This window comes from Mucilaginibacter sp. (assembly GCF_028287845.1).
GTDB lineage: Bacteria > Bacteroidota > Bacteroidia > Sphingobacteriales > Sphingobacteriaceae > Mucilaginibacter.
Genome location: NZ_JAQBOW010000023.1, coordinates 21,747 through 36,298, shown reverse-complemented (window position 1 = coordinate 36,298; position 14,552 = coordinate 21,747). Strand labels below are relative to the sequence as shown.

The 14,552-nt window shown below is 39.6% G+C and carries 18 protein-coding genes; 6 read left to right on the top strand and 12 right to left on the bottom strand.

Annotated features, from left to right (window positions below; translation table 11 throughout):
- Both JWP71_RS02045 and corA read left to right on the top strand, forming a co-directional pair.
- Positions 1–616 (top strand): WbqC family protein (locus JWP71_RS02045; RefSeq protein WP_366143512.1); only part of this gene is annotated, 616 nt, incomplete at its 5' end.
- Positions 616–1,734, top strand: coding sequence for a magnesium/cobalt transporter CorA (gene corA / locus JWP71_RS02040; protein WP_299496548.1), 1,119 nt, complete (start codon positions 616–618; stop codon positions 1,732–1,734). The genes JWP71_RS02045 and corA, both read left to right, overlap by 1 nt.
- Before the next feature lie 65 nt (positions 1,735–1,799).
- Here corA and msrA read toward each other — a convergent pair whose 3' ends face one another.
- Positions 1,800–2,456 carry a peptide-methionine (S)-S-oxide reductase MsrA gene (msrA, locus tag JWP71_RS02035; RefSeq protein WP_299496546.1) on the bottom strand — a complete coding sequence of 219 codons (657 nt, stop codon included), beginning with the start codon at positions 2,454–2,456 and terminating at the stop codon, positions 1,800–1,802.
- A 56-nt stretch (positions 2,457–2,512) separates the two neighbouring features.
- A complete protein-coding gene (locus JWP71_RS02030) occupies positions 2,513–2,752 on the bottom strand; it encodes a DUF3820 family protein (protein WP_299496543.1) in 240 nt (79 codons plus the stop codon).
- A 170-nt stretch (positions 2,753–2,922) separates the two neighbouring features.
- Between JWP71_RS02030 and JWP71_RS02025 the strand changes: the two genes are divergently transcribed.
- Together JWP71_RS02025 and JWP71_RS02020 are read left to right on the top strand one after the other, a co-directional pair.
- Complete coding sequence (locus JWP71_RS02025) at positions 2,923–3,168, top strand: hypothetical protein (protein WP_299496541.1); 246 nt, start codon at positions 2,923–2,925, stop codon at positions 3,166–3,168.
- 105 nt (positions 3,169–3,273) lie between these two features.
- Positions 3,274–4,221 carry an aldo/keto reductase gene (locus tag JWP71_RS02020; protein ID WP_299496538.1) on the top strand — a complete coding sequence of 316 codons (948 nt, stop codon included), beginning with the start codon at positions 3,274–3,276 and terminating at the stop codon, positions 4,219–4,221.
- Positions 4,222–4,351: 130 nt separating this feature from the next.
- Here JWP71_RS02020 and JWP71_RS02015 read toward each other — a convergent pair whose 3' ends face one another.
- Positions 4,352–4,816 carry a hypothetical protein gene (locus JWP71_RS02015; protein WP_299496535.1) on the bottom strand — a complete coding sequence of 155 codons (465 nt, stop codon included), beginning with the start codon at positions 4,814–4,816 and terminating at the stop codon, positions 4,352–4,354.
- A 156-nt stretch (positions 4,817–4,972) separates the two neighbouring features.
- The gene (locus JWP71_RS02010; protein ID WP_299496531.1) at positions 4,973–5,674 is read right to left on the bottom strand and encodes a hypothetical protein; all 702 of its coding nucleotides are present in this window, start codon (positions 5,672–5,674) and stop codon (positions 4,973–4,975) included.
- 242 nt (positions 5,675–5,916) lie between these two features.
- Between JWP71_RS02010 and JWP71_RS02005 the strand changes: the two genes are divergently transcribed.
- A complete protein-coding gene (locus JWP71_RS02005) occupies positions 5,917–7,200 on the top strand; it encodes a PQQ-dependent sugar dehydrogenase (RefSeq protein WP_299496528.1) in 1,284 nt (427 codons plus the stop codon).
- 3 nt (positions 7,201–7,203) lie between these two features.
- The gene (locus JWP71_RS02000; protein WP_299496525.1) at positions 7,204–7,659 is read left to right on the top strand and encodes a cytochrome c; all 456 of its coding nucleotides are present in this window, start codon (positions 7,204–7,206) and stop codon (positions 7,657–7,659) included.
- A 109-nt stretch (positions 7,660–7,768) separates the two neighbouring features.
- Here the strand turns inward: JWP71_RS02000 and JWP71_RS01995 are convergent, their stop codons facing one another.
- The 8 genes from JWP71_RS01995 to JWP71_RS01960 form a co-directional block, all read right to left on the bottom strand.
- Positions 7,769–8,017 carry a hypothetical protein gene (locus tag JWP71_RS01995; protein WP_299496523.1) on the bottom strand — a complete coding sequence of 83 codons (249 nt, stop codon included), beginning with the start codon at positions 8,015–8,017 and terminating at the stop codon, positions 7,769–7,771.
- A 352-nt stretch (positions 8,018–8,369) separates the two neighbouring features.
- On the bottom strand, positions 8,370–9,128 hold the full coding sequence (locus JWP71_RS01990; protein WP_299496521.1) for an ATP-binding cassette domain-containing protein: 759 nt from the start codon (positions 9,126–9,128) through the stop codon (positions 8,370–8,372).
- 75 nt (positions 9,129–9,203) lie between these two features.
- Positions 9,204–10,415, bottom strand: a complete 1,212-nt coding sequence (locus tag JWP71_RS01985; RefSeq protein ID WP_299496519.1) for an MFS transporter — start codon at positions 10,413–10,415, stop codon at positions 9,204–9,206.
- Between the two features lie 124 nt (positions 10,416–10,539).
- On the bottom strand, positions 10,540–11,595 hold the full coding sequence (locus tag JWP71_RS01980) for a sugar phosphate isomerase/epimerase (RefSeq protein ID WP_299496517.1): 1,056 nt from the start codon (positions 11,593–11,595) through the stop codon (positions 10,540–10,542).
- Between the two features lie 7 nt (positions 11,596–11,602).
- Positions 11,603–12,754: a Gfo/Idh/MocA family oxidoreductase gene (locus JWP71_RS01975; protein ID WP_299496515.1), complete on the bottom strand. Its 1,152-nt coding sequence runs from the start codon at positions 12,752–12,754 to the stop codon at positions 11,603–11,605.
- Positions 12,755–13,117: 363 nt separating this feature from the next.
- The gene (locus tag JWP71_RS01970; protein WP_299496513.1) at positions 13,118–13,675 is read right to left on the bottom strand and encodes a DUF4287 domain-containing protein; all 558 of its coding nucleotides are present in this window, start codon (positions 13,673–13,675) and stop codon (positions 13,118–13,120) included.
- Positions 13,676–13,685: 10 nt separating this feature from the next.
- On the bottom strand, positions 13,686–14,078 hold the full coding sequence (locus JWP71_RS01965) for a DoxX family protein (protein WP_299496510.1): 393 nt from the start codon (positions 14,076–14,078) through the stop codon (positions 13,686–13,688).
- A gap of 12 nt (positions 14,079–14,090) precedes the next feature.
- Positions 14,091–14,492 carry a VOC family protein gene (locus JWP71_RS01960; protein ID WP_299496508.1) on the bottom strand — a complete coding sequence of 134 codons (402 nt, stop codon included), beginning with the start codon at positions 14,490–14,492 and terminating at the stop codon, positions 14,091–14,093.
- Positions 14,493–14,552: the final 60 nt, after the last annotated feature.

Here is a 14,552-nt window from a genome sequence, read left to right as displayed (position 1 = left end):
ATATATGATTGAAAAAGGCGCTGTGTTACCTATGTTTTATCTTCCGCCGGTAGCGTATTTTACAAAACTATGTGCTTACAAGCCTGAGATACTGATAGAAAGAGAAGAACATTTTCCAAAACAAACCTATCGTAACCGTGCAAACATACATTCGCCGGATGGTGTACTTTCACTTACCGTGCCTGTTGTTAAGGGCTCAAAACTGCATACCAGGATAAAAGATGTAAAAATAAGTTATGATTTTAACTGGCAGCGCATGCATTGGATGGGTCTGGAATCATGCTATCGCCGGTCAGCCTATTTTGAGTATTATGAGGATGATTTTGCGCCGTTCTACCAAAAAAAGTTTACCTACCTGTTTGATTATAATGAGCAGCTTTTACAAATGCTGCTAAAGTTTATTAAAATACAACTGCCACTGCGATACACAGAGACCTATGAGCCCGAATATCCGTTATTGCATGATTACCGCAATGCCATAAGTACAAAAAAGGAATTTAACTTTGAACAAAAGCCCTACTTCCAGGTTTTTGAAGAACGAAATGGGTTTATAAAAAATCTGAGTATTGTTGATCTGTTATTTAACCAGGGGCCGCAAACTATTAATTATTTATAATGAGCAATATTAAAAGGGTACGCTATAAAACACGCAAGCGAACGGTAGGTGAGCGCCCGGGAGCAATTAACATTCCTGATGATGCGCTTAAACCTATTATAGCTATTTATTCTTACAACGAAAATGAACTGGTAACAGCAGAGGGCCACGATATTAAAGTGATACTTAGCCAGTTTAAAAAATGTCCTGAACATACCCACTGGATACAAATAAAAGGACTTGGCGATGCTAAATTGATAGAAGATATCGGCGCCCATCTTAAAATTAATCCATTAGTGCTTGAGGATATTGTAAACACACACCAGCGCCCCAAGTTTGATGAGTATGATGATTATGTTTTTAGCGTAAGCAGGCAAATATATTTTAACGATGAGAATGAGCTTTGTAATAACCAATTCTCTGCATTGGTTAAAAAGGATCTCATTATAAGTTTTGAAGAAACCCACTCCGAACATTTTGAAGCTGTTAAGGCCCGTTTAGCAGCTGGTAAAGGCGCTATACGCACTGCAGGGCCGGGTTATATGTGTTATGCTTTATCAGACACTATAATTGATACTTACTTTGTTTTACTGGCTAAAATTGGTGATGAACTGGATACGATTGAAGACCGTTTATATACCAATGCCGACAAAACCATAATGTTTGATACCCAGCAACTAAAACGAACCCTGATTATATTAAGGCGTATTACCTGGCCCGAACGCGATAAAATAAATGATATTTTACGCACCGAAAATCCGCTGGTTACCGCCGAGGTTAAAATGTTTTTGCGTGATGCTTACGACCATTGTATACAGGTAATGGACCTGATAGAAAATTACAAGGAAATAGCCAGCAGTGTTATTGATCTGTATTTATCTATGGTAAGCAACCGGATGAACGAGATCATGAAGGTGCTAACCATTATCTCGGTAATATTTATCCCGCTAACCTTTGTTGCCGGTATTTACGGGATGAACTTTGCACGGGTAGATCCGGTAAATAATAAAGTTATGCCGGATAATTTGCCTGAATTATACTCGCCACATGGCTATTATTATGCTTTGGGCGGCATGTTTATTATTGCCATAATACAAGTAATTGTATTTTGGCGAAAGGGATGGTTTAGTAAACTATAACTAAACTCACAACCGCGCGTCATCCTATACAAACATAGGATGACGCGCGGTTAGCAGGTTTGGAATTATTTTTGAAATTCCGGTTTCAAAAACGCCTTTTCCATCTGTCGCATTTTCATAACCTTGGGTACAGAAACGCCTTGTATATACGCGCTTCCCTGGTGCAGTTTATAATACCCCTGGTGATAGTTTTCGGCCGCATAAAATACAGTAAAGGGCACCACTTGGGTTACTATCGGGGCGTTATAATGTTTACTTATATTGATCTTTTTTATCAGGGCCAATAAAGTAGCCTTTTCTTCGGGTGTACGGTAAAACGCTACCGAACGATAATCTGCACCTTCATCAGGGCCCTGGTAGTTTAGCTCGGTTGGGTTATGCGCGTAAAAGAATGCCTCGGCCAGTTTTTCATAACTTATTACTTTAGGGTTATAATAGATCTGCGCTGTTTCGGCATGGCCGGTTGTGCGGGTACATACCTCCTCATAAGTCGGGTTTTTTGTTGTACCGCCTGCAAATCCGGCAACTACCTGGTCAACACCCTTAAGTTCGGCCATGGCTTCACTCATCGCCCAAAAACAACCGCCGCCAAATGTGGCTACTGCCTGCCCCGGTTTAACTTTTGGCAATTTGGCAATATCATTATCGCCGGGCTTGTCCTGCCCGTTAGCGCAACCCCACATAACCAGGCTAAGTAAAATATACAGAATTGAATTTTTCATATTATCATTTTAACAAATATACGCAGTAGCCTGTTTTGCGGATGGTCATTAATTGGTCATTTGGTTTTGTAAACAGCTTTTATTTTCATCAATATGGTATTCAAACCATTTATTTTGATCTCATAAACTGTTGATAGCATCATACCTAATTTGCCCGGTGGCAAACCTTTATTTTTTAACCACTCCAGATAGTGTACAGGCATATCGCAAATAAAAGTGCCCTTATATTTACCAAAGGGCATGCGGGTACTTACACTATCAATTAATACCTGTGTATCGGGCTTAACTTGCTCCATAGGGTAAAGATAAAATTTGTAGCGGTGATATAGCTAAAGTCAATTAATTTACCTCCCTAAGCCGTGACTGACAACAGCAATAAATTTGATTAGCAATCCTTACTTCATACCAGCAAATTCTTGCTGTAAACGCCAAAACACAAATTGGAAGAAATTGTTATAAATAAATTATGGAACAACAATTTGAAGCGACCTTAACCGGCACAGACGGCCCGGTTAGTGGCATAATTAAACACATAACCCACGGCGGTCATAAAAAAGCTTACCAATTCAAATCATTAGATGATACGCTGTATTTAACTATTGCACCTGATGCAAGGGGTGGCTGGCAAAAAATTGACGGTACAGACCCCTATCTTTTTGGTTGGGTTGATGAAATGGCCGAACAAATAACGAACACCTATCTTTTTGGTTAGCCTGATGAAATGGGCGAACAAATAGCGAAATTGCGGGCGTAAAACCTCACCCAATCCTCTCCAAAGGAAAAGGGTGTGGATAAGGCAATAAATATTTAAATTAGTATGAAAAAAAGAGAATTAGGCCAATCGGGCATAATGGTGAGCCCGTTTTGCTTTGGCGGCAATGTGTTTGGCTGGACCGTTGATGAAAAGCAATCATTTGAATTATTGGATGCCTTTGTTAGCTCCAGCCTTGAATTTATTGATACAGCTGATGTTTATTCAAGATGGGTGCCGGGTCATAAAGGCGGAGAATCTGAAACTATTATTGGCAACTGGCTAAAAAAATCAGGCAAGCGCGATAAAGTAATTATCGCTACAAAAGTAGGCAAGCCTATGGAAGGTATGCAAGGCCTGTCCAAAAAATATATTACCCAAGCCGTTGAAGCCTCATTAAAGCGTTTACAAACAGATTATATCGACCTTTATCAATCACATGATGATGATAAGGATACACCCTTCGAAGAAACTTTAGCCACCTATACCGACCTGATAAAACAAGGTAAAGTAAGGGCGATAGGTGCATCAAATTATGATGCAACCCGGTTTAAAGAATCATTACAAGTAAGTAAGGATAACAACCTTGCAGCTTACCAAACTCTGCAACCAGAATATAACTTATATGATCGCGCAGATTATGAAAAAGAGCTGGAACCGGTTTGTATAGAGAACAACATTGGTGTTATTACCTTCTACTCGCTGGCAAGCGGGTTCTTAACCGGTAAATATCGCTCAGAGGCTGATCTTTCTAAAAGCCCGCGCGGTGGTGGTATAAAAAAATATTTGAATGATCGCGGCTTTAGAATTTTAGCCGCTTTAGATGAAGTGGCCGCTAAATATAAAACCACACCTGCAACTGTGGCCATTGCCTGGGTTATTGCCCGCACTGGTATTACCGCGCCTATTGCAAGTGCTACATCTGTAAAACAACTACAGGAAATTACGCAGGCCGTACATTTAAATTTAGATGCTAATGCTATTGATCTGTTAAATAAAGCGAGTAATTATTAAATCAAATAATTAATAGGTCAAAAGGAGAAATCTTATACACAATGCTAGTTAAACAGACATGATGTATAAGATTTCTCCTCTTTTCTCGTCGAATTTACAATTCGCTATTCTCATAGTTAATAACAAACTATTACTCTATTTCTTTAAAAAAGGATACGCTTTTATCGGCTGATACTTTTAACAGGATCTCGCTGCCCGTCTTTTTTATGTCGACAAAGTAAGCTACCGGTTCATCGGCTTCGGTGGTTTTATATTTAATAACATCAGCAACTTCAAAACCTTTGTAATCGTTAGCTATTTCGCTCCTAACTGATGTTGGTATTCTTTTGTAGGCAATATCTTGTGTTAGTCCAAGGTAATCGCCGTCAAAGGTATAAAAGGCCGTATAGTTATTATTATTATTGATAAAGGTTACTTTCTGGCAGTTGGGGGTTACTGTCCATACCACATTGTCAGCACTTTTAAAATCAGCTGCAAATTGGTCAAGTGCCGCATAGGTTACTTTATCTTCAGTTTTGTTATGCTTGCCGTTTGCAGCAAATGCAGTAATGCTAAACATAGTAGCTATTGCTGCGGTAATAAATAATTTTTTCATGAGTTTTTAAATTTTATGCAGGTATGACCTTTAATAGTCAGGCGGGTTTAACTAAGCCATGTAACCTTTTAAATACATAGTATTCAGAATGTTACAATTAAAAAAGCCATCCAAACATTGGATGGCTTTTCATTATATATGATGGAGGAAGTAATTTTAAAATCTTGATCTATCATGTCCGCTACGGTCATGATTGTCTTTGAAATGTTGTTCACCACCATCATTACCCCATTGTTGCCGACCATTTCCGTTTTGACGTGATGGCTGACTATTCCATCCCTGGTTTCTACCGGGTTGGTTTGATTGACGATAGTTATTTTCACCTCGGTAGTAACCTTGTCCCCTATCAGGTTGGCCATAATACCCACCACGGTTATCAAAATGTTGCTCACCTCTGTTCATATCTCCCCTTCTTTCAAAACGTAAGTCGTTGTTTCTTTGGCCACCACGGTTAAAATCACGATTGGCATAGTTATTATAACGGCCCCAGCTGCCAACGTTACCTCTATATCTTGCCCTGTACATATCGGCATTAAAATATGGACGATTTGCGCGGACTTCATAACGGCGGGCACTCCTCCAATCATAGTTACGGTATGCGCCGGGCAGGTAAGCAGCTGATATCCATCTTGCGCCATCATTATAATAGTAACATTCTTCGGCCACGCTATAATAAGCGTCTACATCCGGCAGGTAATAATAATCATCAATGTTATTGTAATTTGCATATACCGGTGCTTCGGCTACTACTCTTACTGCAGGTGTATTTATGTGTAAACCTATTCTTATTTGTGCATTTGCAGTACTGTAAAACAAACCACTTAATGCTATTGCTGATATTAGAGCTAACTTTTTCATAAATCTTAGTTTTTATATACATTTATGACTATGAAAAAGCAGCGGGGTTTAGTGCTATGTTTTTAGTTAAATGGTATAATAGTATTTAAATAGAATATTATATCGAAAAGTTATCAAAATAAAAAATTTAATTTTACCTATATAAAATTTTAACTTACTGTAAAAGGTTTGTAAGTATTTAATTTGGTTTTCCTTTCCATTTTTATTCTCATTAATTTTGACCTGTATAAAAAATAACTGATATGAAAAATAGAAAATTCATTACCGTCATTCTGCCTTTAGTTGCAGTTTGTGGTTTAATTTTATTAAACGCGTTAAAGAGTGATCCGCCTTTAAAGCATAGAAATATTGCCGATAATGCAGGCTTAACCCTACCAGCCGGTTTTACCGGTACCGCTTTAATAACGGGTATTGGCAGTGCCAGGCATATAGCCGTTACGCCGCAAGGAAATATTTATGTAAAAATAAACAAGCTAAAAAACGGCAAGGGCATAGTTGTTTTACATGATAGCGGCGACAAGGCCGAAGTAGTATCAAGCTTTGGCGATTTTGCCGGCACCGGCATGTATATTAAAAATGGTTATTTATATGCCTCATCAGACGAGAATGTTTACCGTTTTAAGTTAGATGCCAAAAATGAAGTTATTAACCCCGAGCATCCCGAGACTATTGTAAGCGGCTTAATTAGCAGGCATGAGCACGAAGCAAAAGCAATTTTGCTGGACAATGCCGGTAATTTATATGTGAATATTGGTGCATATTCTAATTCATGCCAGGTTAAAGATCGTCAAAAAGGTTCTATGGGCCAAAAAGGCTGCCCTATTTTAGATTCGGCTGCCGGTATCTGGCAGTTTAAAGCTGATAAGCTGAACCAACATTATAGTGATGGCGTGCGTTATGCTACCGGCTTGCGCAATGTAATGGGCATGGATTGGAACTACCAGGACAATCAATTATTTGTAATGCAGCACGGCCGCGACCAGCTGCATGATATTTTTCCCGAAATATTTGATCAAAAACAATCATCCCTTTTGCCTGCCGAGTGTTTGTATGCTATAAATAAGGGCGATAATGCCGGCTGGCCATATATATATTATGACCAAATACAGCATAAAAAAGTATTAGCGCCAGAGTATGGCGGCGATGGTAAAAAAGCCGGCGGCGAGAATGCTATTGATCCGGCAGCTGCATATCCGGGCCACCTTGCTCCTAATGGTTTGTTGTTTTATACAGGCAACCAGTTTCCGGCTAAATATAAAAATGGCGCTTTCATCGCGTTCCACGGTTCATGGAACCGCGCACCCGAGCCACAGGCTGGCTACTTTGTAGTATTTCAGCCATTTAAAAATGGAAAGCCTGATGGCCAATGGGAAATATTTGCAAATGGATTTTCGGGTTCGCAGGCGCAAACAGAATCTGGCCGTGCAGAACATCGCCCATGCGGATTGGCACAAGGTGCTGATGGCTCACTATATGTAAGCGATGACAGCAAAGGAACTATTTACAAGATCACTTATAAAAAATAAATTATGCGGGTAAAAATAATTGTTTCGTGTGTTTTGATGATGTTAATGTATGCCGGTGTACAGGCACAGGTTAAACACAAAGCTAAACCAAAGGCTAAACATGCTACCACCGGTTTAGCCGCATCTATAGCTAAAGGGAAGACTGTTTATATGCAAACCTGCGTATCATGCCACCAGGTTGATGGCGGCGGCGTGCAAAACATGAACCCGCCGTTAATTAATACAACTTATGTTTTGGGTGATAAAACCAAACTGATAACTATTGTGCTGAATGGTTTTAATGAAAGCGTTGAAATAGAAGGCAACACCTATTCTAACACCATGCCATCACATGATTTTTTGAAGGACGAGGATATTGCTAATGTTTTAACATTTGTACGTAATAGCTTTGGCAACAAGGCCCCGGCTGTTACCACTGCCGAGGTTACTAAAGTTAGAGCAGCGGTTAAAAAGACATAATAGCCAAATTCATTCATCATTTCGAAGAATGTACAGAGAGACATCTTATGCGCTTTGCTACTCAGCAACTGTATAAGATGCCTCTCTTTGTTTTAAAATACCATTTGGATTAAGCCGCGATAGCTGTATTTACTTTCACAACCTCTATCAGGAAATTATTTTTGAGTTCGTTCTCTGATACCACTACGCTAAAGTCGTCATACCTGATGCCGTTATCTATAGGATATACAGTATATCCCCGCTTGTTGGCATCGTAACCACCCAGTTCGAAAATTTCATCGTGTTTTTTGCCTCTGATCTTTGCACCGCTAACCAGCTGGTACGCATCAGATATGTTTTGGAAATTGTTGTTCATCATAGAAATTGTTGTGCGTCATATTATGGTGGGATGAATACAATAAGTTTGCCAAAGATTTAAGAGAGAGATTTGAAAACTTTAAAAATTTGTCAAATCTAATAACGTTAATAAAATGCTCCGTAGGAGCTACCTGTTTGTAGAAATAATAATGAAAAATAAAATTGCTCCGTAGGTGCAACCCTTAAACAACAATGCTATTTAACTGCCGGGCAATGGGTAGCCTCTACGAGGCAAAAATCGGTGATTCGCTTTATTTCTACAAATAGGTAGCCCCGATGGGGCAAGAAGTTTACACGCTTATCTAACAGTATGAAAGATTTGACTTTTAAAAAGTTGTCAAATCTAATTTTTCTTACCCAAACCACTCAAACAGATCATTCTGCTTTAATAGCTGTTTATGGTTCGTGTCCATATCCTTTAAAATCACGCCCTCGCCCATTTGTATAATGCGCGTTCCATAATTGTAGGCATCTTTTAAATTATGGGTGACTAATATTGTGGTCAGTTTAAAATCTTTGCTCAATTTATCAGCCGTACGCATTACTATTTCTGCTGATTTTGGGTCGAGCGCAGCGGTAGGCTCATCCAGCAGCAGTATTTTACATTCATCCATCACACTCATCAGCAAAGTTAGCGCCTGCCGCTGGCCGCCGGATAGTGTGCCCATGGGCTGGTCTATCTTTCTTTCCAGGCCCAATCCTAATATGGCTATTTTATCTTTTACCTGCTCTTTAAATGCTTCATTAACACCTATAGTTAACCCTTTGGCTTTGGTACGAATAGCTGCCAGGCGAAAATTATCTAAAATGCTCAGCTCAGACGCGGTACCGCTCGTTGGATTCTGAAAAACCCGGGCTATCCACTTACTGCGGTTATAATCGGCTAATTTGGTTACATGGTTACCATCAATGGTTATACTACCCGATGAGGGTAAAATATTGCCCGAGATTAAATTGAGCAACGTTGTTTTACCCGAACCGTTCGATCCCACAATAACCACAAACTCGCCATTTTTTATAGATAAACTAACCCCATTAACGGCGTTTACGTGGTTGGGTTTACCCGGGTTAAATGTTTTGTGAATATTATTGACGGTTATAGCAAAATCCATAGGGCAATATACAAATAAACAAAAAAAGCGATGGGGTTTTAAAACCCATCGCTTTTAATTATGAACCAGCTAATATTATACCTGGACAGCCGCAGCTGATTCAATTTTGGTTTTGGTTCTTGACCGCATATAAATAACCAGGCCGGTAAAAGCTACTATTAAAATAATAGGGATAACCAATGTAGCTTGTAATACTTGCTTGCCGGCAAGTGTATCGCTACCTGCTTCTTTAACTATTCTATCATAAAAACCACCCATAAATAAGGTAAATATTGCTACGGAGAACATGCCGGCGCCGCCCATTAAGTTTAACCCTAACGCACCGGTAGCCGGAATATTTGTATTAACAAAACCCAGCATAGTTGGCCAGAAGAAACAAACGCCCATTCCGAATACAATGGCTGCCACATAAATCAATGGACCGGTAACGGTACTCAGCATAAATATGCCCAAAGCGGCAAGTATAGCTGATACTAACAGCAAAGCCTGTGGAGAAATCTTTTTAAGAACCGGCTTAGCAAATGCACGACCCAGTACCATAACACCGGTATCCAGTGTTAATATCAATAAAGCATTATCGGTTACATTTTTCAACAATACGTCTATCCATTGGCCGGTAAATAACTCGGTAATGGCGGTACCAAACATGCAAATAAACATAAAAATGAAAAGTGGATTAAGCAGTGCTTTAAACATACCGCCATAGCTAACTCCTGAAGCTACACGCTCTGTAACCGGGAAATCCAATTTTGAGAATAGGAAACCGTATATAACAGTTGGTATAAGCATGGTAGCAACCTGTATCTGCCAGCTTAATCCCAGCTTGTTTAATAAAAACACAATAACGGTGCCTATTACAATACCACTAGGGAACCACAGGTGAAAATGGTTAAGCTTGGTAGTTTTGTTATCAGTATACAGCCCTGCAACCAAGGGGTTACAAGCAGCTTCAACGGTACCGTTGGCCAGGCCAACCAGCAATGTAGATAAAAACAGCGTCCAGTATCCGTTGGCGAAAATTGTAAGCACAATACCTACCAGGTGAAAAATGAAGGCCAGTACCAGTAACTTCTTCATGCCGATGATGTCAACTACCATACCGCCGATAACAACGGCTAATGGGAATCCCCAAAACGCAGTTGCCGTTATAGCACCAAGTTGTGCTTTGTCTAATTGAAAATCGGTGCCAAGCTTATTTAGAATACCAGCTCTAATGCCGAATGACAATCCGGTTACTAACAGCGACAAACAGCTTGCCCTGAACAGTTGCGTACGATTAATTTGCATTGTTTATTTGTTTAAGTTTATAATTGGTTTATAAATATAGATAAATTGTTGATTAAGTTGATTGTGTTAAGCAGTTATTGAAAAAACCATTCACTTCACTACTCACCCATTCATCACTCACTACTTAATCAATACCTAATACGCGCTTGTTAAATGCCTCGTCTGATCCTGAACCGGCAAAATCATCAAAAGCCTTCTCTGTTACCCTGATGATATGATCTTTAATAAATATAGCGCCTTCTTTTGCCCCATCTTCCGGATGTTTAAGCGCGCATTCCCATTCCATTACTGCCCATCCTTCAAAATCATACTGCGCCATTTTGCTAAAGATAGATTTAAAATCAACCTGCCCGTCTCCTAACGAACGGAAACGGCCCGCGCGCTCAACCCAGTTTTGGTAACCACCATAAACACCCTGGCGGCCCGTAGGGTTAAATTCGGCATCCTTAACATGGAACATTTTTATACGTTCGTGGTAGATATCTATATATTCCAGATAATCTAAACACTGCAACACAAAGTGCGATGGATCATACAGCAAATTGGCTCGTTTATGATTGCCCACCTTCTCTAAAAACATTTCATAACTAATGCCGTCATGCAGATCCTCGCCCGGGTGAATTTCATAACAAAGATCAACACCATTCTCATCAAATACATCTAATATCGGTTTCCAGCGTTTAGCCAGTTCGGTAAAGCCGGTCTCTACCAAACCCGCGGGGCGCTGCGGCCACGGGTAAACCGTTTGCCATAATAAAGCGCCGCTAAAAGTGGCATGTGCGTTTAAGCCTAAATTTTGCGATGCTTTTGCCGCATATTTTAATTGCTGTACGGCCCACTCCTGCCTTGCTTTTGGGTTTTTACGATATGCTTCGGGAGCAAATCCGTCAAATAATTCATCATAAGCAGGGTTTACGGCAACCAGTTGTCCCTGTAAATGCGTAGATAGCTCGGTAATTTCCAGGCCGTGACTTTGTACCATGCCTTTTATTTCGTCGGCATAAGTTTTACTTTCGGCAGCCTTTTGCAAATCGAAGTAACTGTTTGCCCATGAAGGTATTTGCACCCCCTTAAACCCTAAGCTTTTCGACCACTTACATATTTCTTCAAGGGTATCAAAAGGTGGTTTATCCCCTAAAAATTGTGCTAAGAAAATTGCAGGTCCTTTAATAGTTTTCATAATAGAATTATACGTTAAATTTAGTCCACTTAATATCTGATTTACCCGAGGCTATTACATTTTCAATAAATGCCATACCTCTTACACCGTCCTCAATACCCGGAAAATCCAGCGCTTCGGGCGCGGCGGTTGTACCTTCAATGCCCGCTTTTATACTAAGCGCGAAATTGTGGTACAGGTTAGCAAATGCTTCTAGATAACCTTCGGGGTGCCCACCCGGTGTACGTGTATTATGTGTAGCGAACGAGCTTACATAACCGGCGCCGGTACGCCATATCTCCATTGGCTTTTCGTTAGATTTTACTTTAAGGGTATTGGCATCCCATTGTTCCCACTCTATTCCGCCAGTTTCGCCATATACTCTAATCTTAACATTATTTTCTTCGCCCGCGGCTATTTGTGTGGCGGTTAATACCGCGCTTGCACCATTGTTTAGTTTTAATAATACCGCACCATCATCGTCTAACTTACGGCCCTCTACCACAATATTAATATCGGCACATAATTGAGTAACCTGCAAACCGGTAACATACTCTAATAAATTAAAGGCATGGGTACCAATATCGCCCATTGCACCAGCTATACCGCTTTTACCCGGGTCTGTGCGCCAGGCAGCCTGCTTGTTATCATTACCCTCTAAAAAAGTACTAAGCCAGCCCTGCGGATATTCCACATATATTTTGCGCACCGCGCCTATTTTACCGGCTTTAACTAATTGCCTGGCTTCCTTCACCATAGGATAGCCGGTGTAGGTATGGGTTAAACAAAACAGTTTATCGCTTGCTTTAACTACCTTTTCCAGCTCTTTAGCTTCGGCTAATGAGAAGGTCATGGGTTTATCAAGGATAACATGAAAACCATTCTCTAAAGCCATTTTGGTGGGCTCGAAGTGTACATGATTTGGTGTTACAATGCTTATAACCTGTACACGCTGATCTGCCGGTAATTGCTTTTCTTTTTCGATCAATTCTTTGTATGAACTATAGGCCCTATCCGGCGATAATCCCAGCGCGACACCACTTGCTTTTGATTTTTCGGGGTCGCTGCTAAAGGCCCCGCATACTAATTCATAATCATCATCTATACGGGCGGCTATACGGTGTACGGCGCCAATAAAGGCACCTTGTCCGCCACCAATCATTCCTAATTTAAGTTTCATCGTTATGTATGTTATTCTGTAAGCATATTTAAGGACTACAATCGATTGTATTGAAGTAATTAAATATTTTATTATTAATTATAGTGTTTAAATAGTTGGCTTTTTATGGTAATTAAACGGTTGTAAAACACGTATTAAACCCGTTAATATAGGTTTACCAAACATAATAACTTTATTAATAAAAAAACATTATGCTATAAATAAATTACGAATATTTTTACGATTTCTGATTAATTAAGACAGTAGCGTAGACATTGGGTTAATCTGTTATTGATAAACCATTTCTAAAACAAAACCACGGTATACCGTGGCCTCGTTTTGTTAGTATATAACTCAGGGATAAAAGAGAAATTCTATTTTCATTTAAACTTTATTATATGCGTTTTGCAACCATGATATTAATTCTTTATCAATCTGTTTGGCATCAGTTATACGCACACGGTGTGTTACCATATTATTCCACGTACCTGAAGGCTCGAACCTGTTGGTAGGGATAGCATCTTTTAGTTTGATGCCAATATCCATCCGGTCGGTTGTAATTTGTACCACAGCAATTTTTTTATCTTTTTTCAAAATACTCAAATAACTGTTTGTAGGAGCGATTTCAATATCATCACCAAACTTTCTCAACTTACTCATCAAAGAATCAAACACAGCGCGCCAGGATGATTTGCTGCCGGCAAAATGTTTTTCAATACCATCGCTATTACTTTGCTTTTTTTCTTTTATGGCTTTAAATGTCATGTAAACAGCCATTGCATGACCGTGGCCCAATTCAAAATCATTTTTTAGCCAGGCTACAATTTCCCCTGCTTTTACTCCTTCTTTGAGTAATCCTTTTTCCTTTGCAAGTGTTTTAAAATCATTAGGCGATTTACCTGTCTTTGCTTTAATATTGTCGATGTATGCTTGAAATGACATAAGTACAGATTTATATAAGCGGTATAATACTTCTCACCGTTGCATTTCGCAGAAATTCTGCCAGCAAAACTAACGTGGCAAATACTATTGGGAAAATATATGAATGTCCCGCTATGTCTGCTCTATAAGTAATAGCAACTGCAGCCCCTAAATAAGCAATGAGAAAAAGAAATCCCATTATTACAGTTCTTGGATAAATGTAGAGAACTGTACTTATGAGTAAATAGGCTCCAAGAAATTGAACACAATTTTCAGGTAAGCCAAGTTGTTTTGTGCCTGCAACAGAATATGAGTTCTTTATCACTTTCATTATTGCATCGAACAAGAAAAAAAGACACAATAATCCTTTTAAGATAGTTCCTGTCCACCATAGTGGTTTTGAAATACTAATTTGTGTTTCCATATTATTTATATTTTATTTTTTCTGGGGATAGGTGTAATTGATCATCCACTGAACGCCGAATTTATCTTCACACATTCCGAAGTATGCTCCCCAGAAAGTTTTATTAAGCGGCATTTCTACCGTGCCGCCGGCTGAAAGGCCGTTAAAAATTTTATCTACTTCGGCCTCGCTTTCCGCCTCAAGGGAAATATGGTAGTTATTGCCAAATACAACCTTACGGCCCATCGATTCCAGGGTATCTGTGGCCATAATCATTTGGTCTCCGGCAATGGGCAAGGACAGGTGCATGATCTTCTGCTGATCAGGAGGCGACATTTTTTCGCCGCCAGCAACATCTGAATAGCGTATAAATGACTCGAATTCTCCGCCAAATAAAGATTTGTAGAAGTTCATGGCTTCTTCCGTATTCCCCATGAAGTGTAAGTAAAAGTTTGTGCTTAGCATAAAGTATTGGTTTAATTGTTGTTAAGCAAA

Bases quoted from the DNA above. Each gene is read 5' to 3' on its own strand.
- corA (WP_299496548.1), top strand. From the start codon at position 616: ATGAGCAATATTAAAAGGGTACGCTATAAAACACGCAAGCGAACGGTA.
- msrA (WP_299496546.1), bottom strand. From the start codon at position 2,456: ATGAAAAATTCAATTCTGTATATTTTACTTAGCCTGGTTATGTGGGGT.
- JWP71_RS02030 (WP_299496543.1), bottom strand. From the start codon at position 2,752: ATGGAGCAAGTTAAGCCCGATACACAGGTATTAATTGATAGTGTAAGT.
- JWP71_RS02025 (WP_299496541.1), top strand. From the start codon at position 2,923: ATGGAACAACAATTTGAAGCGACCTTAACCGGCACAGACGGCCCGGTT.
- JWP71_RS02020 (WP_299496538.1), top strand. From the start codon at position 3,274: ATGAAAAAAAGAGAATTAGGCCAATCGGGCATAATGGTGAGCCCGTTT.
- JWP71_RS02015 (WP_299496535.1), bottom strand. From the start codon at position 4,816: ATGAAAAAATTATTTATTACCGCAGCAATAGCTACTATGTTTAGCATT.
- JWP71_RS02010 (WP_299496531.1), bottom strand. From the start codon at position 5,674: ATGAAAAAGTTAGCTCTAATATCAGCAATAGCATTAAGTGGTTTGTTT.
- JWP71_RS02005 (WP_299496528.1), top strand. From the start codon at position 5,917: ATGAAAAATAGAAAATTCATTACCGTCATTCTGCCTTTAGTTGCAGTT.
- JWP71_RS02000 (WP_299496525.1), top strand. From the start codon at position 7,204: ATGCGGGTAAAAATAATTGTTTCGTGTGTTTTGATGATGTTAATGTAT.
- JWP71_RS01995 (WP_299496523.1), bottom strand. From the start codon at position 8,017: ATGATGAACAACAATTTCCAAAACATATCTGATGCGTACCAGCTGGTT.
- JWP71_RS01990 (WP_299496521.1), bottom strand. From the start codon at position 9,128: ATGGATTTTGCTATAACCGTCAATAATATTCACAAAACATTTAACCCG.
- JWP71_RS01985 (WP_299496519.1), bottom strand. From the start codon at position 10,415: ATGCAAATTAATCGTACGCAACTGTTCAGGGCAAGCTGTTTGTCGCTG.
- JWP71_RS01980 (WP_299496517.1), bottom strand. From the start codon at position 11,595: ATGAAAACTATTAAAGGACCTGCAATTTTCTTAGCACAATTTTTAGGG.
- JWP71_RS01975 (WP_299496515.1), bottom strand. From the start codon at position 12,754: ATGAAACTTAAATTAGGAATGATTGGTGGCGGACAAGGTGCCTTTATT.
- JWP71_RS01970 (WP_299496513.1), bottom strand. From the start codon at position 13,675: ATGTCATTTCAAGCATACATCGACAATATTAAAGCAAAGACAGGTAAA.
- JWP71_RS01965 (WP_299496510.1), bottom strand. From the start codon at position 14,078: ATGGAAACACAAATTAGTATTTCAAAACCACTATGGTGGACAGGAACT.
- JWP71_RS01960 (WP_299496508.1), bottom strand. From the start codon at position 14,492: ATGGGGAATACGGAAGAAGCCATGAACTTCTACAAATCTTTATTTGGC.